This is a genomic window from Methanobrevibacter sp., from assembly GCF_045120835.1.
Classification (GTDB): domain Archaea; phylum Methanobacteriota; class Methanobacteria; order Methanobacteriales; family Methanobacteriaceae; genus Methanocatella.
This window is the reverse complement of record NZ_JBGVFE010000043.1, coordinates 51,022-73,428: the sequence shown is the minus strand read 5'-3', so window position 1 is coordinate 73,428 and position 22,407 is coordinate 51,022. Positions and strand designations below refer to the sequence as shown.

Annotated in this window: 23 protein-coding genes; 7 read left to right on the top strand and 16 right to left on the bottom strand. The window is 38.2% G+C overall.

Translation table 11 applies throughout. The features are described from left to right. On the top strand, nucleotides 1-765 hold a 765-nt coding region (locus ACJMLO_RS05000), incomplete at its 5' end, for an MFS transporter (RefSeq protein WP_405294521.1). A 2-nt stretch (nucleotides 766-767) separates the two neighbouring features. Here ACJMLO_RS05000 and ACJMLO_RS04995 read toward each other — a convergent pair. From ACJMLO_RS04995 to ACJMLO_RS04985, 3 genes are all read right to left on the bottom strand, one after another. After that, nucleotides 768-1,181, bottom strand: a complete 414-nt coding sequence (locus tag ACJMLO_RS04995) for a hypothetical protein (protein ID WP_405294519.1) — start codon at nucleotides 1,179-1,181, stop codon at nucleotides 768-770. Continuing rightward, nucleotides 1,174-1,590, bottom strand: a complete 417-nt coding sequence (locus ACJMLO_RS04990; RefSeq protein WP_405294517.1) for a hypothetical protein — start codon at nucleotides 1,588-1,590, stop codon at nucleotides 1,174-1,176. Before ACJMLO_RS04990 ends, ACJMLO_RS04995 begins: the two co-directional genes overlap by 8 nt. 143 nt (nucleotides 1,591-1,733) lie before the next feature. Then, entirely contained in the window at nucleotides 1,734-2,165 is a 432-nt protein-coding gene (locus ACJMLO_RS04985) for a peptidylprolyl isomerase (RefSeq protein ID WP_405294515.1), read from the bottom strand. Between the two features lie 71 nt (nucleotides 2,166-2,236). On the opposite strand from ACJMLO_RS04985, the gene ACJMLO_RS04980 reads away from it, so the two are divergent. Continuing rightward, nucleotides 2,237-3,397 carry an acetylornithine transaminase gene (locus tag ACJMLO_RS04980; protein ID WP_405294513.1) on the top strand — a complete coding sequence of 387 codons (1,161 nt, stop codon included), beginning with the start codon at nucleotides 2,237-2,239 and terminating at the stop codon, nucleotides 3,395-3,397. 55 nt (nucleotides 3,398-3,452) lie between these two features. Here the strand turns inward: ACJMLO_RS04980 and ACJMLO_RS04975 are convergent, their stop codons facing one another. Then, complete coding sequence (locus ACJMLO_RS04975; RefSeq protein ID WP_405294511.1) at nucleotides 3,453-3,878, bottom strand: NUDIX domain-containing protein; 426 nt, start codon at nucleotides 3,876-3,878, stop codon at nucleotides 3,453-3,455. Between the two features lie 111 nt (nucleotides 3,879-3,989). Here ACJMLO_RS04975 and lysA point away from each other — a divergent pair, with 111 nt between their 5' ends. Both lysA and dapF read left to right on the top strand, forming a co-directional pair. Then, the gene (lysA, locus tag ACJMLO_RS04970) at nucleotides 3,990-5,273 is read left to right on the top strand and encodes a diaminopimelate decarboxylase (protein WP_405294509.1); all 1,284 of its coding nucleotides are present in this window, start codon (nucleotides 3,990-3,992) and stop codon (nucleotides 5,271-5,273) included. 9 nt (nucleotides 5,274-5,282) lie between these two features. Further along, nucleotides 5,283-6,143, top strand: a complete 861-nt coding sequence (gene dapF / locus ACJMLO_RS04965) for a diaminopimelate epimerase (RefSeq protein ID WP_405294507.1) — start codon at nucleotides 5,283-5,285, stop codon at nucleotides 6,141-6,143. Nucleotides 6,144-6,148: 5 nt separating this feature from the next. Here the strand turns inward: dapF and ACJMLO_RS04960 are convergent, their stop codons facing one another. From ACJMLO_RS04960 to polC, 9 genes are all read right to left on the bottom strand, one after another. Continuing rightward, entirely contained in the window at nucleotides 6,149-6,310 is a 162-nt protein-coding gene (locus ACJMLO_RS04960) for a hypothetical protein (RefSeq protein ID WP_405294505.1), read from the bottom strand. A 10-nt stretch (nucleotides 6,311-6,320) separates the two neighbouring features. Next, nucleotides 6,321-6,905 (bottom strand): HemK2/MTQ2 family protein methyltransferase, encoded by a 585-nt coding sequence (locus ACJMLO_RS04955; protein ID WP_405294503.1) that lies wholly within the window; start codon nucleotides 6,903-6,905, stop codon nucleotides 6,321-6,323. A gap of 4 nt (nucleotides 6,906-6,909) precedes the next feature. Continuing rightward, entirely contained in the window at nucleotides 6,910-7,782 is an 873-nt protein-coding gene (gene rsmA, locus ACJMLO_RS04950) for a 16S rRNA (adenine(1518)-N(6)/adenine(1519)-N(6))-dimethyltransferase RsmA (RefSeq protein WP_405294501.1), read from the bottom strand. 8 nt (nucleotides 7,783-7,790) lie between these two features. Next, on the bottom strand, nucleotides 7,791-8,414 hold the full coding sequence (locus tag ACJMLO_RS04945) for a DUF655 domain-containing protein (protein WP_405294499.1): 624 nt from the start codon (nucleotides 8,412-8,414) through the stop codon (nucleotides 7,791-7,793). Between the two features lie 159 nt (nucleotides 8,415-8,573). After that, nucleotides 8,574-8,918 (bottom strand): RNA polymerase Rpb4 family protein, encoded by a 345-nt coding sequence (locus ACJMLO_RS04940; RefSeq protein WP_405294497.1) that lies wholly within the window; start codon nucleotides 8,916-8,918, stop codon nucleotides 8,574-8,576. A gap of 5 nt (nucleotides 8,919-8,923) precedes the next feature. After that, nucleotides 8,924-9,214 (bottom strand): 50S ribosomal protein L21e, encoded by a 291-nt coding sequence (locus ACJMLO_RS04935; protein ID WP_405294495.1) that lies wholly within the window; start codon nucleotides 9,212-9,214, stop codon nucleotides 8,924-8,926. A 171-nt stretch (nucleotides 9,215-9,385) separates the two neighbouring features. Continuing rightward, complete coding sequence (locus tag ACJMLO_RS04930) at nucleotides 9,386-10,069, bottom strand: type II CAAX prenyl endopeptidase Rce1 family protein (RefSeq protein ID WP_405294493.1); 684 nt, start codon at nucleotides 10,067-10,069, stop codon at nucleotides 9,386-9,388. A gap of 114 nt (nucleotides 10,070-10,183) precedes the next feature. Next, nucleotides 10,184-12,502: an anaerobic ribonucleoside-triphosphate reductase gene (gene nrdD, locus ACJMLO_RS04925; protein ID WP_405294491.1), complete on the bottom strand. Its 2,319-nt coding sequence runs from the start codon at nucleotides 12,500-12,502 to the stop codon at nucleotides 10,184-10,186. A 252-nt stretch (nucleotides 12,503-12,754) separates the two neighbouring features. Beyond that, nucleotides 12,755-16,045, bottom strand: coding sequence for a DNA polymerase II large subunit (polC, locus tag ACJMLO_RS04920; RefSeq protein ID WP_405294489.1), 3,291 nt, complete (start codon nucleotides 16,043-16,045; stop codon nucleotides 12,755-12,757). 158 nt (nucleotides 16,046-16,203) lie between these two features. Here polC and ACJMLO_RS04915 point away from each other — a divergent pair, with 158 nt between their 5' ends. From ACJMLO_RS04915 to ACJMLO_RS04905, 3 genes are read left to right on the top strand one after another with little or no spacing between them, the layout of a single operon-like run. Beyond that, entirely contained in the window at nucleotides 16,204-17,187 is a 984-nt protein-coding gene (locus ACJMLO_RS04915; RefSeq protein ID WP_405294487.1) for an acyltransferase, read from the top strand. 31 nt (nucleotides 17,188-17,218) lie between these two features. Continuing rightward, nucleotides 17,219-17,689 carry a nucleoside deaminase gene (locus ACJMLO_RS04910; RefSeq protein ID WP_405294485.1) on the top strand — a complete coding sequence of 157 codons (471 nt, stop codon included), beginning with the start codon at nucleotides 17,219-17,221 and terminating at the stop codon, nucleotides 17,687-17,689. After that, a complete protein-coding gene (locus ACJMLO_RS04905) occupies nucleotides 17,689-18,063 on the top strand; it encodes a GNAT family N-acetyltransferase (protein WP_405294483.1) in 375 nt (124 codons plus the stop codon). The genes ACJMLO_RS04910 and ACJMLO_RS04905 overlap by 1 nt, the downstream gene beginning before the upstream one ends. Before the next feature lie 19 nt (nucleotides 18,064-18,082). Here the strand turns inward: ACJMLO_RS04905 and lysS are convergent, their stop codons facing one another. From lysS to thiC, 3 genes are all read right to left on the bottom strand, one after another. Continuing rightward, complete coding sequence (gene lysS, locus ACJMLO_RS04900) at nucleotides 18,083-19,666, bottom strand: lysine--tRNA ligase (protein WP_405294481.1); 1,584 nt, start codon at nucleotides 19,664-19,666, stop codon at nucleotides 18,083-18,085. Nucleotides 19,667-19,739: 73 nt separating this feature from the next. Continuing rightward, on the bottom strand, nucleotides 19,740-20,942 hold the full coding sequence (locus tag ACJMLO_RS04895; RefSeq protein WP_405294479.1) for a proteasome-activating nucleotidase: 1,203 nt from the start codon (nucleotides 20,940-20,942) through the stop codon (nucleotides 19,740-19,742). Nucleotides 20,943-21,079: 137 nt separating this feature from the next. Next, nucleotides 21,080-22,378 carry a phosphomethylpyrimidine synthase gene (gene thiC / locus ACJMLO_RS04890; protein ID WP_405294477.1) on the bottom strand — a complete coding sequence of 433 codons (1,299 nt, stop codon included), beginning with the start codon at nucleotides 22,376-22,378 and terminating at the stop codon, nucleotides 21,080-21,082. Nucleotides 22,379-22,407 lie beyond the last annotated feature (29 nt).

Here is a 22,407-nt window from a genome sequence, read left to right as displayed (position 1 = left end):
GGAATGACACTGTTCATATATGGCTTTACAATACTCAATCAGCTATCCGGAGTTTTGCTGACCGCTTTGGGCGTAATATTTTTAATAATATTTGGATGGATCGAGCTAAGGCAAACCCATCCTGTATTCGATATCAGATTTTTCAAAAACAGACAGTTTCTCTCATCCAATTTCGCTTCGCTTTGTGCCTATCTTGCAACGTTTGCAGTAACGACAATCCTTAATTACCATCTGCAATATATTAAGGGATTTGATTCACAGACTGCAGGAATGATATTGCTTACGGCACCGCTATTTCAGGTAATACTTGCTCCGATTGCAGGCAGATTGTCTGACAAACATGTTCCGCAGATTTTGGCCGCCTTGGGAATGGCGCTTGGAACGGTATCGCTGGTGTTGTTCTCATTTCTGGGAGAGAACACTTCCCTTGAATTCCTAATCGTTTCAATGGTGATATATGGTATCGGATTTGGATTGTTCTCACCTCCGAACACCAATGTCATAATGAGCTCTGTTCCGCCAAAGGATACCTCGGTTGCATCAGCAGCTGTTGCGACAATGCGTACTGTTGGCCAGGCAATGAGTCTGGGGATATTGACTCTGGTATTTGTATTTGTAATGGGTGATGTGCCTATTGTTAGGCAATACTATCCACTGTTAATAAGCAGCTGTCAGATAACATGCATCATTTGTGTGGTGTTATGTATTGCATCGGTATTTGCTTCATTTGTGGGGATCAAATCGGATAAGAGTGTTCAGAGTTAAAATTAGTTCAATTCATCAAGCAGTTTGAAAATTCCCTTTGCTTTTAGATGGCATCTCTCATATGCACGTTTTGTGTTTTTAGGCTTATTAGAGTCATAATCTGCCATGTTTCTATATTTTCTTAATATATTTAGCCTATGTGCAATCTTTTTACCGTTATTCTTCTGATTCAATAGAGGATGCTTTTCAAATGTAAGTCTTGTTTCTTGATGAACTCTGCCTGATTTTGATTGCATTATATTTTTGCTAAAACTATTCAGGAATATTTCATTTTCCAAAATATAGTCTCTCAATTCTAAAAACGGAGAATAATAAAATCTTCCGATTCCAGTTCTTAATTTTGCTAAATCAGTTTCGTCATTGAAAGAAGATGCAAGTTCAAAATACTTGCGCCATTCGAATTTCTCATCAAACATTTAATTCCACCAAAATAATATATTCCTTTTCTGTATTGGGATACATATCAATGATTTTGTCAGAGATGATGTCCTCTTTTTGAAATTGCATTTCTTCGTTTAATTTACAGTAAATAACTATTTCAAGTATCTTTTCCCTTGGATCGGTTTCTTTCATAAAATCCAATGAAATTTTACTATACGAAATTTCTTCAGATATTATTTTTTCTAGATTATAGATAATTTTCTTTAATTCAGAATCGAAATTAATGTATCTAGCAATATCTTCTAAATTTTTAGATGGAAACTCATAATACTTTTTAAGAAATTCTTTTAGGTCATATTGCCTTGAATCCATAATGCCTAATTCAACATAGCTGTTTTCTTGAGGTATTTGCATTTCCAAGCTTTGTGCGTAATTTTGTTTCATGTTTTTTAACCTCCATATTTTCTGTTAAAATCTAAATATAGTATGTAGTGGAGGTTATTTAAAGTTTTAGTTTCATTTCACTGCAATTTTACAAAACCAAAGCAATTTTGCAATCAAAAATAAAAAAAGTTGAAAGATAAGGATTATCTTTCTTCGACGGTGACCTTATTCATTTTGTCACCCTGTTGGATAGCATTTACAACGTCCTGGCCTTCAATAACCTGACCGAATACGGTGTGAACACCATCTAAGTGTGGCTGTGGTGAGTGTGTAATGAAGAATTGGCTTCCGCCGGTGTCTTTACCTGCATGTGCCATTGACAATGCGCCGGTTCCGTGTCTGTGTGGGTTTCCTTCGGTTTCACATTTGATAGTGTATCCCGGTCCGCCGGTACCGTTACCTTTAGGACAGCCTCCTTGAATTACAAAGTTAGGAATTACTCTGTGGAAGGTTAAACCATCGTAGAATCCGTCATTTGCCAATTTTTCAAAGTTAGCTACAGTTCCAGGTGCTTCATTCGGAAACAGTTCAAGCACGATGTTTCCTTTATCAGTTTCAATAGTTGCGACTTTCATATTTTCACCTAATTTTTATATAATACTATTAATATAAATGTTAATGATTAAATAGTTTATGGAGATTTAATATGAATACTCAGGAATTAATTAAAATTGAAGATGATTATTTCATTAACACTTTCACAAGACAGCCTATTGTACTCGACCATGGTGAAGGAGTTAAAGTTACAGACATTGACGGAAATGAATACCTGGACATGTTTGCAGGAATAGCAGTTAATGCTTTGGGCCACAATCATCCTAAGCTTGTTGAAGCCATTCAAAATCAGGCAGAAAAGCTGATACACATTTCAAGCATTTACTATAACGAGCCAGCTTTGATATACGCTAAAAAGCTAGTTGACAAGACCGGTTTCGACAGAATATTTTATGCAAACAGCGGCGCTGAAGCCAACGAAGGAGCCATTAAACTTGCCGTCAAATACACAGGAAAAAGCGAGATAATATCTACTGTCGATTCATTCCACGGAAGAACAATTATGACACTTGCAGCGACAGGACATGAGGAATATCATGAACCTTTCAAACAGGTGATGCCAAAGGGTTTCATCAATGTGGAATACAACAACATTGATGCGATTAAGGATGCGGTCAACGAAAACACCGCAGCAATCATTGTCGAACCTATCCAGGGTGAAGGTGGAGTCAACGTTCCGGATAAGGATTATCTAAAAGAAATCGAAAAGATCTGTCATGAAAACAACATAGTGTTCATTGTTGATGAAGTTCAGACAGGATTCGGAAGATGTGGAACACTGTTTGCTCACGAACTCTTTGACGTAAAGCCTGACATCATGACAATGGCCAAAGGTATCGGCGGAGGAGTCCCAATGGGTGGAATCCTTGCAACCGAAAAGGTGGCAGGTGCATTTGTGCCTGGTGATCACGGAACTACATTCGGTGGAGGACCTTTGGTATGTGCAGCGGCCAATGCTATTTTGGATGTCTTTGATGAAGACAATATCCTTGACAATGTCAATGAGGTTGGTGAATACTTCATAGAAGAGCTCAAAAAGCTTGATAAGGAAATCATTGCCGATGTGCGTGGTAAGGGTCTGATGGTTGGTTTGGAGCTGACCAAGCCTGGTGCAGAATATGTTGACAAACTCCGTGAAGCGGGATTTCTAATCAACTGTACTGCCGATAAGGTTTTAAGATTTGTTCCACCATTAATAATTACAAAGGCGGAAATTGACGAATTTGTAAAGGCTTTAGATGAAATACTCTAAAGCATCTTTTTTTATTTTTAAATTTATATTTAGGATGTTTTTTGTATTTTCCAAGTTAAATCATCCAATTTTTTTCTTCCATAACCTTCTGAAGACAGCTTGAAAGTTTTAAAGTCTTGATTTCATCGATTGATGCATATTTGCCGTCAGTGTGCTCATCGCTAATTCTAAATTCGCCTTCAACATCATCCAAATACATTATCATCTGCACGGTTCTTTTGTAGGGATAGTCATGCTGTATGGCTATTGCAAGATCCCCAACTTTGCAGTCTAGGTTTGTTTCCTCTTTAATCTCTCGAACAAGTGCATCATCGAAAAATTCCCCTGCTTCCATTTTTCCTCCAGGCAATTCCCATGTATCGGGGTCGGTTCGGCTTTTCGGATGCCTTTTAAGGATTAGGATTTCACCGTCATCATTTTTGATTATTCCTCGCATTGTCAGTCCATAGTCTCTTTTCATGTTCAATAGTTTATTGGACATTTTTTAAACGTTTTTTCATTTTTCAGCGGAAAATCAATTTCCTTCATAACTTTTAAATAAAACACTAAACATAACTAAATACATAATGCAACTTTTTTAGGAGTTTAAATTATGGACTTAAATATTAAAGTAAACGATAAAAACCACCTTGACATCGGTGGAGCAGATGCAATTGACATTGCAGAGGAATTCGGAACTCCAACCTATGTAATTGATGAGAATAGGATAAGAGATAACTATAACAGATTTTATTCAGCATTTACAAAATATTACTCAGATTTTAAAGTATTCTACGCATGTAAAGCTAATACCAACCTTGCAGTTATGAAAATTTTGGAATCAGAAGGATGCTGCATCGATGCTGTTTCACCCGGTGAAGTGCACATCTCAAAAATGATTGGATTTTCAGGTGACAGAATCCTGTTTACAGGAAACAACATTACCAATGAGGAATTGAAATTCGTCCACGATGAAGGAGCAGTCCTTAATATAGATTCTGTTTCCGCACTAAAAAGATTGGCCAGCGTGGTTGACCCTGAAGGCTTGAAAATATCATTCAGAGTAAACCCTATGGTAGGTGCAGGCCACCACGACCACTGTATCACCGGTGGAGTAATGAGCAAATTCGGTATCATGGATAACGAAGCCGTAGAAGTATATGAAATGGCTAAAAAATTGGGATTCAATCCAATCGGTATGCACTCACATATCGGATCTGGAATTTTAGACCCTGAACCGTTCAAATTGGCCATCGAATCTACAATGGACATTGCAGGAAAAGTCCATCAGGAAGCCGGAATCGACTTTGAATTCGTTGACTTCGGTGGAGGTGTAGGAATTCCATACACTCCTGAAGAAAACATAGTTGATTTGGACAAGTTCGCTGAAGTTAACATCGGACTGTTCAAAGAAAAGCTTGAGCAGTATGACATGGGAAATCCTACAATGTATCTGGAGCCTGGAAGATATCTCGTCGGAGATGCAAGCGTACTTTTAGTGACAGTCAACAGCGTAAAACAAAGCTACAGAAAATTCATCGGTGTTGACGCAGGTTTCCACACACTCTTAAGGCCTGCAATGTATGATTCATACCACCACATAGTTGATGCAAGTAAAATGGACGCTCCTAACACCCAGGAGGTTGACATTGCAGGTAACGTATGTGAATCCGGAGACCTCTTTGCACGTGACAGGCCTATGCCTGACGTTGAGGAAGGTGACGTATTGGGTATTCTTAATGCCGGTGCATATGGATTTACAATGTCATCAAACTACAATTCAAGACCATTGGCCAGTGAAGTGCTGGTGAGTGACGGAAAATGCAGTTTGGTACGTGAAAGAGAAAGCTTTGAAGACTTATATGCAAAACAAAGCATTCCACCACATTTAAAATAAGTTGATACTATGTTAGATTTAAAAGGATTAAAATTTTCAAAGATGCATGGAATAGGCAACGACTTTCCAATAATCGATGAAAGCAAAGGAGAAGTCATTCCCGAAGCGGACAAGCCTGAAGCATGCAGGATATTATGCCACAGAAACTTCGGTGTCGGCGGTGACGGAGTATTGTTCGTGGAACCTTCCGACGTTGCGGATATCGGATACAGAATGTTCAATCCAGATGGAAGCGAAGCTGAAATGTGCGGAAATGGTATAAGATGCTTTGGAGACTTTGTCTACAGAAAAGGGATTTTAAAACAAGAAAAAATGACTGTTGAGACAAGAGCCGGAATCAAGACAATCGAAATTACCCTTGAGGATGATGAGCCGGTATTGTTTAAGGTTGACATGGGACTGTCCACTTTCAAAACCCCTGAAATTCCAATGACTGCTGATGTTGATGAATTTTTGGACGGGGAACTGGAGGTTCTTGACGCCAAATTTAACCTGACAGCAATCAGCGTCGGAAATCCTCATGCAATAATCTTTGTCGATGATGTTGATGAAGTAGACATTGACAAATACGGTCCGGCCATTGAAGCCCATGAAGTTTTCCCTGAAAAAATAAACGTACACTTTGTTGAGGTCATCTCCAAAAACGAAGGTAGGATGATTACCTGGGAGAGGGGTGCCGGAGTTACCCTTGCATGCGGAACCGGTGCAACTTCCACAGCAATTTCAGGATTCAAACTTGGTTTATTCGATGAAAACATATTGCTTCACCTGCCTGGCGGCGACTTGAAATTCCAAGTCTATGAAAAAGAGGATGCTCTTGGGGCTTTTATGGAAGGTCCTGCTGAACTTGTTTTTGATGGAGAATTCTAATTCTCCTACATTTTTGTTTTTCTGTACAAACCGAATATAATATCAACCACACCAAGAATGATTACTAAAATCATCCAGATGCTCATTTCCTTTCTCGCATATGAAAAAAGCAATGCAAGAATTATTAAAGCTACTCCAGTAAGTACTGATTGTTTCCATTGTTCCATTTTATCACCATCATATTTTGTAAGCGTTAATTAATGTAATGTCCTCAAAAAAGAAATGTTCTGAGGCTTTTATTTCTGCAACGAATCCCAATTCATCCAGTTTGTCCAGGGTCTCTTCGTTGCCCGAAAGCGAAGACTGTATCAGCTGGACAATTCCACCATCATTTAAATGATTTCCCACTTCATTTAAGAAAAGGTCAATGACTTTCCTACCATTTAATCCACCATCGAATGCATAATTTATAGTGTCTTCTATAACTTCACCTTCTTCGGTAGGGAGATATGGAGTATTGAATAAAATTACATCAAACTTTCTATTTTCCACAGGTTCAAACAGGTTGCCGAACAGGATTTCGATGTTTTCGATGTCGTTGTCCTCAAAATTTTTTCTTGCAAGTTCGCAAGCATCAAAGTTGATGTCGGTCACGGTAATCCTGTCGGTTAATCTTGAGGCATACATTGCAACGATTCCGGAGCCGGTTCCAATTTCCAAAACGCTTTGTCCTTGCTTTATTTCTAAATTGTCAGCTAAAAGATAGCTGTCTTCCGCTGGAATGTAAACGTTGTCATGGGTATTGAGTATAAAGTCGGCCATATTGTCACTCTTTAAAGATAGGGTTTAATTTTTGTGAAATGAACAGGATCTCTTCAGGGGAAAGCACAACAACTCGCTTTTTGAAGTATTCCTCAAGGGTTTCGTCCTCAATTTCATTCAGTCTCCTTTTCAGGACTTTTTTGTCGATTTTTCCTATCATATGCCTTGAATCAATCAGGGCATTTCTGATCTTTTTGTTTCTGTGCTGGAACAGGGCCCTTGTAAATTTGGAATAGGTTTCAAAATCATCATCAGAGATTTTATTTTCTTTTGGAGTTAACTTTACCACAGTGGAGTCGATTTGAGGCTTCGGAATAAAGCTTTCACAGCTGACATCCGCTAATTTTTCAACATCGCACCTGAAATAAAGCATTGCCGAAAGCCGGGAATAGTCTTTGGTGCCGACTTCCCCATTCATGCGATTGGCAAACTCCTTTTGATACATCAGAATCGCCAAATCAAAATCATAGTCTAAAAACTTAAAAGTAATTGGTGATGAGATTTGATAAGGTAGGTTAGAGATGATTTTATTGAAGTAAGGAAAATCCACCTTCAATGCATCATCATTAATCAGTTCTATATTATCTATTTTTTCGTCTTTAAGTCGTCTAGCTAATATCTTACAAATCTTTTCGTCTTGTTCGATAGCTATTACCTTTTTCGCTCTTTTGGCAAGTTCTATTGTTAGTGTTCCAATTCCGGTTCCGATTTCTAAAATAACATCATCTTTTGTGATATTTCCAAAGTTAATAATCTGGTCTCTTTTATTTTTGTCAATCAGATAATTCTGACCAAGATTTTTATTTAACTTAATTCCGTTTTCATTTAAAATATCTTTTGTTGTTTTAGATAAGGACGGGGAATTTTCACTAGTCAATTTATCACTTATCTTCTGGAAGCTCTTGGAGGTTGTGTAAATAAATAGTATTTATTTTTACCTCTTTTTGGTTTTGTAGTGTCAAGTTCTTGTTTTACACGGTTAACAATCATTCCTGCAGGGTCAGCCAATGTAGGGAGTCTTTCTGAAATATCTTCAAAACTTTCGAATTCTTTCTGTTCTCTTGCTTTAATAATGTCCCACATGTATTTTTTACCGATTCCAGGAATCAATTCCAGTGAATGCATTCTTGTACTTACTGAGTCTGCAGTGTTGAAGAATTCAACAAATCTGTCTTCACTTGCTTCAACGATATCGCGAATAGCGTAATCCAGTTCAATCCTGCTTGTTGCAGTTAAGTTTTCATAATCCAATTTTCCCAAAACTCTGTATATCTTGTCTCTTTTTCCTTTGCCTATATATACAGTGTCTTGTATTTCTAAATCAACACCATTTTTAGGAGCTAATTCGAGTAAAGTGAATTGTTCTGTACCAATAGCTTGAGCAATAGGTTTGCCACCAAATTTGGACATATCAGATTTGACATAGCCACGACTTAGATAATCAAGCACAACAGCATTTTCTTCTTTTTTTACTGTTGGTTTTTTTCCATTTTTGTTTTTGTTATCCATATTATCACTCACTATTGTTTTTTTATTATAACTTTTACTAGTTATAATATAAACTTATTTATAAATTTGAATGTCAAGTATAATAAAGATATCTAAAAAAAGCCGGTAGGTGGAAAAATTTTTTCAAAATTAAATAAAAAAAAGTGAATAGTAAAAATACTATTCTTCGTAATCATATTGTTCTAGCATTTCGAGGATTTTTTCCATGTCCTCATTGCTTGTTTTTGTCGGTTCTTTAGCGAAAATCAATCTCATGTCCGCCAAATCTTCAGGAACCATATCCACAATATGAGCAGCGACCTTGTTTCTTAAGTCAAACTCATCGATGAGTCTTTGATAGATTTCCTCTGCATCTTCGGCAGAGTATCTTTTGAACCTTGCAAGATGATTTAATGTAAGATTCTGTTCGTAGTTCAACTCGTTGCCGTCAGAAAAATCTTCAAGTATTTCTTTGACTTTAGAACTTGGTATCGGTTCGCTTTCAATAACTTCTTTTCCAATCATAGAAATCAGTTTTGTAATTTTAAGTGATCAGGTCTTACTATTAACTCTTTTGGTTTGTTACCATCTTTTAAAGCTACAATGTATGCTTTACCTTTCTGTCCAATGATTTTTCCGGTTTTACCGTGGAATCTAGGGGCAGGTTGGCCTTTTTGTATAGATGGGTTAATAGTAATGTGAACTAGGTCTCCTTCTTCAAATCTTTGGAGCCTGTTGGTAATTGGGTTAGTTCTACCCGGTCTTTGTACTTTAGTCATTTTTTTTCTTGATCTACTTTTTAATCCTCTTGATCTTTGCATTATATAACCTCTAATCAGTTCAGTCTGGGTATAAATCTATGTTATCAGCGACCTAGTATTAAAAAAGCCCATAAATACTAGTAACATAGAATGTGAAAATAACTATTATCATCAGTGATATGATAATATTATAATTTTAGTTTGATGGTATTAATATACTTTTAGTTTTTGTCATGCAAACAGTCCAATAATTGTTAAAATCGTAACAATTGAATCGGTCATCAGATGTGACAAATATGATACAAACAGATTTTTGGTTTTCAAATATACGTACAGATGGAATATTGAACCTACTCCCTGAATCAGCAATACTGAAATGATGCTTACGGTTGGTTCGAGATGCATCAGTCCGAAAAAGATTAAAGTAATTACAGAAGATAATATAATCGATAATCTGCGATTGGATGTGTACTTGAAGAAAACCCTTAAAAGAAACATCAGCGGGATGAATTTCATCAGTTCTTCGCCCATCATTGAAAATATCAGGTATATTATTGAAATGAAATTTGAAGCACCGTTTCCAATATCTGGAATGCCGTAGGCACCTAAAAGATTGGTGAATATCAACGAATAGACAAAATATGCTAAAAACATCAGAACTGCAAGTATAAGTTCATTTCGTGTCGGTTTTTGAAAAAATAATGAGTAATCCCAGTCCGAGAAGTATAGCAGTGGAATTAGCATTATGAGCAGGAAGGATATGCTTCCAACAATATCATTCACATAGTTTGAGATAAAAGTGTATGCATAATATGAAATGGGGATGGAAATCAGCAGTACTGCCCATCCGATCTTTGACATCTCTGGAATCTGATTGTAATATGGAAAATCTCTATCGTTATCTAAATTAAGCATGAAATCACTCTTTTATAATTTTTTGTGAGGTAATAATTATAATTATAGATTTGGTTGCAGATAAAAATAGTTGTTTTTGTGGTGTTAAAAAAATGGTGTGAAGAAGATAACTGTTTAGTTATCTTCAAATCTTCTTCTGTCAATTAATTCTTGACGTTTACCTGGGTTCCAACCTCCGGATGCAGATTTTGCACGTCCAACTTGTTGTACGTAACCGGTAATTCTGTCATACCATTCCACATCTTCTTTTTCACCGCAGGTAGGACAAACATTGTTTAGTCCTTTCATTAAAGTTTTACATTTTAAACAGAAGCTTAATGCTGAGCTGTAAGCCCAGAATCCGATATCGGATTTTCTTGCAATTTTGTCAGTCAGACTCATCAATGAATCCGGATCTGAGTAGGATTCTCCCATGAATGCATGGAAGATGTGTCCACCAGGAGTCAAACTGTGGTACTGTTCTTCAATTTTGATTTTTTCGATTAAGGATAATCCGGTGTCTACAGGCACATGTGAGGAGTTGGTGTAGTAGTTTGCATTTCCGTCACCTTGCACGATAGCCTGGTCTTGGTACTGTTTTTTATCAAGGGTTGCAAACCTGTATGCAGTGGATTCTGCAGGGGTTTGTAAAACAGACCATCTGAGTCCGGTCTCTTCCTGTAACTTTTTGGCTCTGTCATTTACGTATTCAAGACATTTTACACCAAACTTATTTGCATCTGAATTTTCGATTCCTTCACCGAATAGGGATAATAACATTTCGTTAAGTCCAACAAAACCGAAGGATAAGGTTGAATTTTGGATTCTGTAGTAGGATTCTTCAGCCACTTGCTGTTTTAAGAATGGTAAAATGTGGAAATCATTTAAACATTTTAAACCTTGTTCTCTTCTAAGCATTAAGGTTTCTACAGCCAAATCCATATATTCATCTAAGTATTCAAATACTTGGTTTTCATCTTTGGATTGGTATCCGATTCTTGGGAAGTTCAAGGTAACGTATGCGAGGTTACCGGTTCTTAAACAATCCTGATCCCAGTCACCGGTCCAGGTGTCCTGTAAACAGGTTCTGCATCCCATGTAGTTTGCCATCTGGTTTCTGTATTTAGGGAACATGTTTACAAAGTATGATGAACCGTATTTTGCGGATAATTCATGAACTAATCTAATGTCCTCTTCGTATTCACTGGTCATTGTCTCTTTACGGAGAGTGTAAATGGTATTCGGGAATAAATGAGGTTTACCTTCATTGTCTCCGGCAAGTAATGTTTCAGTGAATGCTCTTTGGATTAATCTAGTTTCATCTTCAAAATCAGCGTAAGTTCCAACGACTTCACCTTTTGGTCCGTATGCGGTTTCTTCTTTCAAGAAATCAGGAACACCGAATTCCAATGCCATGCTGGTAAATGGAACTTGGGAACCTCTTGCAGCGTAAGCCATGTTCAGGTTATAGACAAGCATTTGTACAGCCTGTTTGATTTCATCATAGCTTCTTCCTCTTGCGAATGGTGCAACAAATACGTTCCAAAGGGACATTCCTTGTCCACCGGACATGTTCTGTTGTGCTGCAAGCATGATTTCACCGGTGTGGTTCATTAAAGTTTCCATGTGGTTTGGTGCACCTGCAATGGAGGTGTGATCACCGGTACCGTCCACTTTAAGTCCGTATTTGATGAAAGTTCTTATATCATGCTGCATACAGTTGAGTGGTCTTCCAGCAAAGAATTCCAAGTCGTGTATGTGAATGTCACCGGCCATGTGTGCATCTGCCAAGTGTGCTGGCAACATTTTTAAGAGTGCATATTGTTTTAATGCTTCGTCTGCTACATGTTTGTGAATACTTTCAGGGTTGTGAATCATGTTTGCGTTGTCCCTGTTACCGTTTTCGATTAAAGATGTAATGTTGTAAACAGGAATACCTAAACGAGTGTAACGGCTTCTTAAGTCTTCCAGGCCGTATTCAATCAGTTTTGTGTTGACCATTTCCCTGATCATTGGAGCGGTCAAGTATTCAACATTCAATTTTTTGAGTTCTTTCCAGGTTTCAGTAGCAATTTCGAAAGCAGTTTCTTGGCTAGCACCGGTTTCTTCAATTAAGGTGTTAGCGATTTTTGATAAGTCAAATGCTTCGATTGTATCTCTTGAAGTACGTACTTTCAATTGGGTACTTGCTAAGTATTTGTTTGCGATTTCAGGATCAATGTCCTCTAAGCATTCATAGACAATTTTCTTGATTTCTTTGGTTTTGATTCCATCATATAATTGAGATACAACAGTTGCAATGATTTTATCTGATTCAAAGAATGGTGTCTCTACCATTATTAATGATTTCATTAATTTTTCGTAACTGAATCTTTCTCTGATACCGTTATTTTTTTCTACATTGATTTTAACGGATTCTTGTAAGTTATTTCCTAATTCTGATATTTTTTCCATTTAATTCACACCATTTTCCTAGTTTTTAAAAAAGTTTATTATCCTACTCGAGAGAGAGCACCCTCTCAATTACTAATACTGTATGTTGGCACATGTATAATTATTGTTCGTATTAATACGAACATCTAGTTAAATAGTAGGAGTTCATAGTATATAAATTGTTCGTCTTGAATCGAACAGATTTCATATACTCTGAAATTTATTATATATTTATTATTAAAAGTCGATTATCCGAGAGCGTTTGAGAAGTAATCAGAAAAATACGTCCAGCGAACTCTGCTTGGATTTGTCACTTTCAAACAGGGAATTGATACCGAACTCCTGAATTTCCAGACGCTGCTCAAGGTAATGGGATACAGGATATCTGTTAACCAGGTCTCTTGAAATTTCAAGGTACTTGGTAACTGACCCTTTTGAAACGGATAAAATTAAATTGCCGCCGCATGTACACTTTCCGGTAAGGGGCATTCTTCGATATTTGGCACCGCACTTGGTACACCTTACCTTCTGCTTTGAAAATGCACGGGAGTTTCCCATAATGTCTGGCAGGAAATGTGAAGACAGGACCTTTTCAACAACTCCTCTCTGGTCAACTGCCCTGATGCTTTCAGCAAGAGCGATTTGCGCTTCTACCTTTTCTCTCATTGAAGGCAATCTCTTGTAAAGACAGACTGTAGGTCCCGCATGGATATTTGAAGTGTGGTGGGAAAACATCAGTCCTTCATACTGCTCAGGGGTTCCAAGATGCTTTTCAACATTGTCAATGTATTCTAAAACCTCTGCAGGCTTGTGCGGAGTATATGTCTCTTCGTAGAACTCAACAGGGAATCTTTCGAATATGTCCAGGTTGTGAGATTCGTCGTCTATCTCTTCCGGATCAATTCTTGAGGAGAGAACCAAAGGAGCATCCATACTTCCTCCTCTTGTATTTGGCAGGTAAGTTTTGGAGAAGTTAATCAAAGCGTCTAAAAGCAACATTACCGCATCTTCATCACTGTCACAATTTCTACGTTTTGCTGAATGGAAATAAGGATGAGCATAGCAGCCCAAAGCTTTGGTAAAACCGACTATTCTACCTAGAACTCCTGCGGATGTGTGGGGCGCAAGGCCTGCCACCAGATGACCAATCAAATCACTTTTTTCCTTAACGTTATAGAATGGTTCCATATCATAGTATCTTGTAAGCTCATCATCAATAAACTGGGCGGTTCTAAGCAGATAATCTCCGCAATTATCGGAAATTACGATGTCCTGAACTCTAAGCTCAACGATCTGGTCGATATTTTCAATAGGATTTCCATAGCAGTCCTTTTCATAACCCATTTCATGCAGCTTTTCGACGCTGACACCAATTTCCCTTGGTATGAAATGAGTTAAAGGCAGATCGGTTGAATCGTGTCTGATTGTTCCGTCCTTAAAGGTAAAAACTTCATGCTTTGCCCTGAGTATTCCTTTTTCGATAGGTTCCGGCAGTTTGGACTCTGAAATCATACCGACAACACCCTTGACTTCATCAACACGCCTTACCTTAACGTTGTCTGACGCCTTTTTAAGCATGCTTGCAAGAGGAATGCTTTTCTGGGATGGTTTGCCCATTTCTGTCGGATGGCCGCATTTAGGGCAAAGGGCACCAAAGGAACTGATTCCGCATTCTGGATTGGTACATTTTCGTCTTGAGATGTCCACTTTAATGCTGCCTTTTTTGGCGGCTGTTGCAACCAGTCTTCTTGCTCCACCATTTGTACCGATTGGTATCAGTCCATGAGGTGCAGGTTTCATCAGCCTTTCCTTGGATTTTTCAGGTCTTCCCACACGGGTACCGATGTATGCCGGAGCCTTGTTTTTGATTTCAACTGGAGACACCGCATTGACGGCTTCAATTGTGGTTTTCATCTCCGGCAATTTTTTAGGCAATGTAACAAGCAGAATGTAGGAGTGATCTTTATCAATAACTATTTTTCCGTCCCTTACGATATGGGGAACGCCGATAATTTCCAGAACTCTTTTCGGATATGACAAATCAAGTTTGATTCCTTCCTCTTTTGTGTAGGTTGATTTGGATTTTTCAAGAAGGTCAATCAGTGCGTTCAAATCGTCAATGGTCACGTCATTATAGCAGTAAGTGTATTTCGGGTGGAGAGGAATATTATAATCCTTTGATAGCTGGAATGCTTCAACTGCAGGGATATAGTCATATTCGAGTCTGCCCAAGTCAAGGCCTTCTTTAAACTTATCTGACCTCATAAGCAGTTGAATCCACCATTCTTCGCACCATCCTGATGGATATAATGGCTGGTTGTTTCTTAAAAACTCACCGAATGCAACAAGCATGTCTCCCAGGAATAAAATTTCAGCAACATCCTTTTTGACTTCACGTGCCTTTTTGACGCTGTCAAGAACTACAACATCGCCATTTTTGAGCTTAACTATCGGCCCTTCAATCGAATCCACCGGAACTACACAGTTACCTTTTCCAGGATATTCGATTTTAAGCTGTGTTCCGACGGCCAGAAATTCAAGCAATGCCATTGTTGCCGGGTGAACCCCCATGGTTGCAAGACCGGTGTTTCTTGACCTTCCATACCTCAGTCTGAAGCCCCCCTTTTCAGAAGGGTATCCAAGAATAGGCCTTCCGCCGATAATATCCTGAATATATTTAGGTTCACTTACAATGTCAGAATCACCACTATCATCTGATGAATCGCTTTTTTTAGGTTTTGAGTACTCTTCAAGCCAATCCCAGTCAAGACCAAGTTTATTGGCAATTTTTTTAATCTTTTTGGACTTCTGGATTACACCCTCAACCATCGCAAGAAGCGCTCCTCCACGGATGTTGTTTGTTTCAACACGCTCCAAATCCCTGTGGGATACTTCTACCTTGTCGGTTTGTTCACCTGAAACTTCAACAGGAATATGGTTTGCAGCAAATCTCACTTCTTCTGGTGTTGGTGAGTATTGCAGGTTTGTAACTTCGGATTCGTAAAGTTCAACTTCTTCCACATATCTTTCAATCTCATCTTCAATAGGTTTGAATTCATCGATGTTGATTGCCTGTCGAATCTTATCTCCCAAAAGTACGGACAATGCTGCGGCTGTACCTCCCGCACTTCTGATAGGGCCTGCAAAATATACTCCAATATATTTTGTTCCGTCAAAATTTTCTTTAATTTTCACTTGTGAAATTCCCTCAAGCGGTGCGGCCACTACTCCTTCGGTCAAAATAGCAAGCGCGCTTCTCAACCCCTGGTCGCATCTCTGTTCCTCGTTCCATTTTGCCTTTTCACCGGTAAGCTCAAATTTTCCGGATGCGATTTCAGCGGCTATTTCAAAGGCGACGCTTTCCCTATCCATGCCGTCCTTTTCTAATTTTTTAATTCTTTGTGCAACACCTTCCGGGCCGACAAGCCCTTCTACTCTTTCGGCCAGGTCCTTTGCAAGTGGCACTTCAGTCTGTGTTTCAACGTCCAAGCCCTTTGACCTTGCCTCATTAGCAATTTCGTATAGGTGATTGGTTTCTTTTTCTAATCTGTCAAAATAATCCATGGTATCGCCATAAGTTACAAAATTAATTTAGTATATAATTATTGTTTTTCATCGTTATTAATGTTTTTTAGATAATACTTAAATATACCAAAATCTTAATTATTAATGTATCTTGTTGTTGAACTTTAAAAACTAATGTTGCTATTATGGTGATTTTAATGTCTGATGATAAACCAATGAATGCTATGTATGGGCAAAAAGTAAAATTGGACTTAAGTAAATTAAGATCTAAGTCTAAAGATAAATCAGAAGAAGTAGTTGAAGAAAAGGTTGTTGAAGAACCTGTTGTTGAAAATAAAGTTCCTGAACCTGTAGTTGAAGAAGCTGCTGTGGAAGAGGTTGTTGAAGAGGAACCTGCTGAAGAGCCTGTTGTTGAGGAAGAGGTTGTTGAAGAAAAACCTAAAAAAGAACAGCCAAAACAAAAAACTTCTCCAAAAGGTGATTTAAAAGCTAAATTAGCTGAAAAAGATAAAAAACTATCTAACCAGTCTAATGAGCTCAATTACTTAACCAATAAAGTTATTCCTAAACTTAAAAAGGAAAATGCTGAATTAAGAAAAGTCAAAAAAGAATTGACTGATGCACTTGAAAAAAGCACAAGAAAATACTTTGATCAGCTTGATATTAATGCTGATTTAAGTAGTCAAATAGGAAAAATCGGTGCTGAAGGTGCAGTTCACAAAGTAAGAGCTGATAAATTAGAAAATGAAATAAATACTATTAAAGAAGATTTAGAAACTGAAATATCAGATCTTAAAAGCAAACTCAAATCCACTGATGTTGATGCTATCAAAAAAGAAAATGATGCGTTATCTAAAGAAGTGGATGATTTAACAGAAAAATTATCTGATTCTAGAAAAGAGAACATAGAGCTTTCTGAAGAAGTTGACAAACTGAGAGCTGAAATAATCGAATTTGGAAATTATAAGGATGAAGTCGATGCACAAAGCAAAAAAGAAATCGACGGTTACAAGCAAGAAATTTCTGAACTTAGGACTCAACTTAAAGTTAAAGAAAGTAGCTATGACAAATTATCCAATGAATCAAGCAAAACAATTTCTGATTTAAGAAAACAAGTTACAAAACTTGAAGAAAAATTGGAAAAAGAATCCAGTAAAGGATTATTTAACAGATTCAAATAGATGATTAATTTCATCTATACCTTATTTTTTTATGAAAACCGATGACTATTTCATGGCCGAAGCTATTGGGGAAGCTGAGAAATCCTTAAATGAAGGCGGAATTCCAATAGGTGCAGTACTTGTAAAGGATGATGAGATTATATCCAGAGGCCATAACAGATTGATTCAAAATGATTCCGTAATTCTACATGCGGAAATGGATGCAATTGAAAATGCGGGCCGTCTTGATTATGAGGATTATCGCAGGTGTTGCCTATACACTACATTGTCTCCGTGTCCCATGTGTTCCGGAGCGGTAATACTTTATAACATTCCCCGTGTCGTGGTTGGGGAAAACACCACTCTGATGGGAGCTGAGAATCTGCTGGAATCCAATGGAGTTGAGGTTGTTGTGCTGAATGACGTTAGGTGCCGTGAGCTGTTTTTGGAGTTCACATGCAACGACTGTGAAATATGGGACAGGGAGCTTGCAAAAGTAGGAAATACTACCGAGGTGAAATGATGGAGATAATAGTTACTGATGAGAGGGATGAAAGATTTATAGAGTTTTGCGATTCCTTTGGCTGTTATTTGGAGGAACCTCAGGTTGTGCTGCTTTTAAATGACTTTAAAAAAATAGTGGGATGTGCCAGTTTCAAGGTATATGACTCCCAATCCGCTGAAATAACAACCTTGTTTTTAAACTCCAGAAATCAGGAAAAGATTGCTTATAAGTTATTGAGGCAGCTTGAAAAGATAGCTATCGATTATGAGTTCAAAAGTGTTGTCGTCAGCTTTGACAGCCGTGAAGACATTCTCATTGAGATATTTGAAAAATTAGATTATGAGTTTGTCGATGACCTTCTAATGAAAAAGGAATTTAAAAGTCTGATTTAAAAAAAAGAAATTAAAAAGATTAAGCTTCTTTTCTTAATCTTTTAACAACAAAGTCCTTATCCAAACTCAATAGGAATGATGCTGCTCTAGGCCCTTGTTTTTGACCGAGAATCATTTTGTAAATAGCTTGGAATCCTTTTTGAGGTTTCAATTCTTGAGCTTCAAGAATTTCATACATTGCATCGTGCAAATCTGCAGCGTCTGTAAATTCGGTTGTTTCCATTAATGTTGCCAAATCCGCCAGGAATTTATCCTGTTCTGGAGTCAACGGTAAGTTTGGCACTTTTTTGGTCTGCACTTGGAACTTGACGAATTTAGGTGCATAGGTGTCCAACCAGTAAATTACATTGTCAACCCTTTCACGGTACTGTGCCAATTCGGTTTCTGTCAAGTCACCAAATTCCTTATCTTTAAAGCTTTTGGTCAGCTGTGAATTTTTCTTCAATATTTCAAAGATTTTTTCAAGGTCGTCTCCAGCTATCTGATATGCATTGACCAGGAATCTGAACGGCGGTCTGAAAGGCAGTGGACTTCCTTCATTTATTTGAACGATTTCATAGATTTCCTTGAATTTTCTGCCTTCTTTTTCTGATGGAGCCTCTACTTCATCGTAAAATACTTTTTCTACAGTATCGAACTGATCAATGAAGTCAAGGTAAGGCATTTTTGGTGAGAAATCTTTTGCTTTCATAGGTTTTGACCTGAACAGGTAGTAGTGAAGGCTTTCGGCAGGGCCTATCTTCAACCATTCGTCAGGAGCGAAGAACACTCCGTGGGATTTACTCATGGCTTCACCGTCAAGGGTAATCCATTCGTATGGTACAGGATAAGGTGCAGGATAGTCGAATATCTTTTCGGATATTACGCTACTTACATCGTAAGATCCTCCACTTGCCGCATGGTCTTTTCCAAAGGGTTCGCATGTGGTTCCAAATATTTTCCATCTTGCAGCCCATTCCACTCTCCATGTGAGTTTACCGTTTCCTGATTTGATGTCCATTTCACCTTCGTGACCACATTCACATCTGTATTTGATGATGTCTCCATCATAATCATAAGCCTGTGTAGTGTTTACTCTACCACATTCGTCACAGATTGGGTTGTAAGGTAACCAGTCGTCGGCTAATGGTTCTCTTCTGTATTGGTTAAAGATTTCCTTGATTTCTTCAACCCTTTCAAGGGATGTTCTGATATAATCGTTATAGTCTCCATTTTTATACATTTCAAAACCGGATTTTGCTTCCATTTCGATTCCATAATCATCCATCACTGAAAGCAATGGTTTTTCAAAGTGCTCTACAAAGTTTGCACAGCATCCGTCAGGACACGGAATCATTGAGTAAGGCATGCCCAGGTATTTGTCATAATCTTCAGGCAAAGGATATGGGACTTTTCTTAATGGGTCGTGGTCATCAGCAATCCAGATGGTTTTAGCCTGTTTTCCCATTTCCCTTAATTTTTTTCCGATTCCGTTAGCTACAAATATGTCGCATGAGTTTCCAATGTGAATGGAACCTGAAATGGAGGTTCCGCTTGCAATAACATGTTCATCTGTGTCTCTTTTGGCTAGTTCTCTAGCTACATTTTCAATCCAATGTGTCATTTATATTCACCATTAAAATAATAAGAATAAGTTTTATACTAAGGTAACTTTTGTTTTTATTAATATAAAAAGATTATTTTAATTGCAGACTGATTTTTGCTGAGTCGATAATCTTGTCTATAGCATCAAGGAAATCCTTTGTTATGACCTTTTTGCGATTGTTTCTGATTGCAAACATTCCCGCTTCAGTACATGCCGCTTTCAGTTCTGCACCCGAGAATCCTTCGGTTATTTCACTGATCTTGTCAAAGTCTATGTCATCATCGATTTTCATCTTTTTTGTGTGAATTTCAAAAATATGTTTACGGCCATTTTTCGAAGGATTCGGCACTTCTATTGTCCTGTCAAATCTTCCAGGTCTTAAAAGGGCATTATCTAAAATATCCGGACGGTTTGTTGCTCCAATTATTCCAATATTTCCTCTTGGGTCAAATCCATCGAGTTCTGCCAGCAATTGCATTAATGTACGTTGAACTTCACGGTCTGCCCCACTTGTTTCTCCTGTTCTTTTAGCTCCAATTGCATCTATTTCGTCAATGAATATGATTGCCGGTGTCTTTTCACGGGCAAGTTCGAATACCTCACGCACATATCTTGAACCCTCTCCAAGGTATTTGTTCACGAATTCTGATGCGACAAGTTTGATAAATCTTGCGTTGGTTTCCTTTGCCACGGCTTTTGCAAGCAATGTTTTTCCGTTTCCGGGAGGTCCATACAGCAATATGCCCTTTGGAGGGTCTATTCCTATCTCTTCAAATATCTCCGGATGTTTGATTGGGAGCTCGACGGTTTCTCTTAACTCCACTATTTGATATTTCAAACCTCCAATATCGCCATAGGTTATATTTGGGCGATCATCAACTTCCATTGCAGTAATATTGGCATCTTTCTTTTTAGGAAAAACATTTACAACGGTCAATGTGTTTTGGTTTAATGATACCCTTGCACCCGCTTCCAGATGTTCGGTGTTAATTGATTTGGGATAGGTTACAAGAAATTCATGGCCGACATGACCCTGGATTCCAACCTGATTGTCATCAAAGACTTCAGTAACTGTTGCAAGAATCAGGGGAGTTTTCTTGAAGGATTTGATTTCGCCTTTAAGTTCCTTAATTTTGCCTTCAAGCTGACGATTATTTATGTTTGCTTTTAACTGTTCTCCTTCAAGGCTTCTAACTTTCTGCATCAATTCATCTTTTGTCTTTTCGTTTTCCTCTTTCAGGGATTCGATTGTTTCAATCAATTCATCTTTTGAAGCATCACTTACGGATTCCATAAAAACATCTCCTGAAATAATGTATGTGGCTTCGTGGTCATGTTACTTTTGGTAAAAAATAGGGGTTGTGTTAAAAAATAAAAGATAAATCAGAGATGATTTATCCTTTGATTATGTCTGGAATGGTAAATTCAAGTCTATTTAATTAACTCGGAATCTGACTGGTCCAACCATTCGTTAACGATTTTCACTGCACAGTAGTTACCGCACATGGTACATGTATCTTCCTCTTCTGGAGGTCTCTGATCTCTTTTTGCACGTGCAGCTTCAGGAAACATTGCGCATGCATACTGTGCTTCCCAATCAAGGGTTTTACGTGCTTCAGCCATTGCCAAATCTTGTGAACCGTCAATCTGGCCAGTTGCAAGGTCTCCTGCATAGGCACCGATTTTTGTTGCGATAACTCCTTCCCTTACATCATCAGGGTTTGGAAGGGCAAGGTGTTCTGCAGGTGTTACATAGCAGATGAAGTCTGCTCCAGCCTTTGCAGATGATGCCGCTCCGATTGCAGATACGATGTGGTCGTAGCCTGGTGCCACGTCACATACAATAGGTCCCAGCATGTAGAACGGTGCGTTTGAACACATTTTCTTTTGAATCATTACGTTTGTTGGAATCTCATTGATCGGGATATGTCCCGGTCCTTCAATCATACACTGAACTCCTGCTTCACGGGATCTGTCAATCAATTCTCCTAAAATGATCAGTTCCTGTATTTGGGCCCTGTCGGTTGAATCTGCGATTGAACCTGCTCTCATACCGTTTGCAAGGGATAGGACAACATCATGTTCTTTTGCAATTTCCAAAACATAATCGAAGTTTTCATACAATGGATTTTCCTTTTCGTTTTCCACAATCCATCCGGACATGAATGATCCTCCACGGGATACCAATCCTGTCACACGGCCTTGCCTTTTAAGTCTTGTCAGGGTTTCAATGTTGATGCTGCTGTGGATTGCCATGAAGTCGATACCGTCTTTTGCCTGTTTTTCGATTGTATTGAACAGGTCATCTTCAGTCATATAGACTACTGAGCCGTCCCTTCTTATGCTTTCGATTGCGGCCTGATAAACAGGTACTGAACCCACAGGCAATGGGGACATGTCAAGAACCCTTTTTCTGATGACGTCCAAATCTCCTCCGATACTGAGTTCCATCAGGCAGTCTGCACCGTTGTCGATTGCAATTTGCGCTTTCAGGACTTCCTCATCAAAGTCAACGATATCGGTTGAGGTTCCGACTGTTGCGTTTACTTTTGTTCTGAGTCCTGCACCGATACCTGCAGCTTCAATGTCTCTGTGAACATTGCCGGGGATTACGATAGTACCTTCGGCTACGGACCTTAATATGAAGTCTTCTGTAACGCCTTCAATCTTTGCAACGTGTTTCATTTCATCTGTCAGAATTCCCTTTTTTGCATCACTAATCTGTGTCATAGTATCTCTCCAGTTAAGTTTAAAACAGT

What these genes read in the sequence shown, in the direction of transcription:
- ACJMLO_RS04995 (WP_405294519.1), bottom strand. Translation starts at nt 1,181, where the DNA reads ATGTTTGATGAGAAATTCGAATGGCGCAAGTATTTTGAACTTGCATCT.
- ACJMLO_RS04990 (WP_405294517.1), bottom strand. Translation starts at nt 1,590, where the DNA reads ATGAAACAAAATTACGCACAAAGCTTGGAAATGCAAATACCTCAAGAA.
- ACJMLO_RS04985 (WP_405294515.1), bottom strand. Translation starts at nt 2,165, where the DNA reads ATGAAAGTCGCAACTATTGAAACTGATAAAGGAAACATCGTGCTTGAA.
- ACJMLO_RS04980 (WP_405294513.1), top strand. Translation starts at nt 2,237, where the DNA reads ATGAATACTCAGGAATTAATTAAAATTGAAGATGATTATTTCATTAAC.
- ACJMLO_RS04975 (WP_405294511.1), bottom strand. Translation starts at nt 3,878, where the DNA reads ATGTCCAATAAACTATTGAACATGAAAAGAGACTATGGACTGACAATG.
- lysA (WP_405294509.1), top strand. Translation starts at nt 3,990, where the DNA reads ATGGACTTAAATATTAAAGTAAACGATAAAAACCACCTTGACATCGGT.
- dapF (WP_405294507.1), top strand. Translation starts at nt 5,283, where the DNA reads ATGTTAGATTTAAAAGGATTAAAATTTTCAAAGATGCATGGAATAGGC.
- ACJMLO_RS04960 (WP_405294505.1), bottom strand. Translation starts at nt 6,310, where the DNA reads ATGGAACAATGGAAACAATCAGTACTTACTGGAGTAGCTTTAATAATT.
- ACJMLO_RS04955 (WP_405294503.1), bottom strand. Translation starts at nt 6,905, where the DNA reads ATGGCCGACTTTATACTCAATACCCATGACAACGTTTACATTCCAGCG.
- ACJMLO_RS04945 (WP_405294499.1), bottom strand. Translation starts at nt 8,414, where the DNA reads ATGGATAACAAAAACAAAAATGGAAAAAAACCAACAGTAAAAAAAGAA.
- ACJMLO_RS04940 (WP_405294497.1), bottom strand. Translation starts at nt 8,918, where the DNA reads ATGATTGGAAAAGAAGTTATTGAAAGCGAACCGATACCAAGTTCTAAA.
- ACJMLO_RS04935 (WP_405294495.1), bottom strand. Translation starts at nt 9,214, where the DNA reads ATGCAAAGATCAAGAGGATTAAAAAGTAGATCAAGAAAAAAAATGACT.
- ACJMLO_RS04930 (WP_405294493.1), bottom strand. Translation starts at nt 10,069, where the DNA reads ATGCTTAATTTAGATAACGATAGAGATTTTCCATATTACAATCAGATT.
- nrdD (WP_405294491.1), bottom strand. Translation starts at nt 12,502, where the DNA reads ATGGAAAAAATATCAGAATTAGGAAATAACTTACAAGAATCCGTTAAA.
- polC (WP_405294489.1), bottom strand. Translation starts at nt 16,045, where the DNA reads ATGGATTATTTTGACAGATTAGAAAAAGAAACCAATCACCTATACGAA.
- ACJMLO_RS04915 (WP_405294487.1), top strand. Translation starts at nt 16,204, where the DNA reads ATGTCTGATGATAAACCAATGAATGCTATGTATGGGCAAAAAGTAAAA.
- ACJMLO_RS04910 (WP_405294485.1), top strand. Translation starts at nt 17,219, where the DNA reads ATGAAAACCGATGACTATTTCATGGCCGAAGCTATTGGGGAAGCTGAG.
- ACJMLO_RS04905 (WP_405294483.1), top strand. Translation starts at nt 17,689, where the DNA reads ATGGAGATAATAGTTACTGATGAGAGGGATGAAAGATTTATAGAGTTT.
- lysS (WP_405294481.1), bottom strand. Translation starts at nt 19,666, where the DNA reads ATGACACATTGGATTGAAAATGTAGCTAGAGAACTAGCCAAAAGAGAC.
- ACJMLO_RS04895 (WP_405294479.1), bottom strand. Translation starts at nt 20,942, where the DNA reads ATGGAATCCGTAAGTGATGCTTCAAAAGATGAATTGATTGAAACAATC.
- thiC (WP_405294477.1), bottom strand. Translation starts at nt 22,378, where the DNA reads ATGACACAGATTAGTGATGCAAAAAAGGGAATTCTGACAGATGAAATG.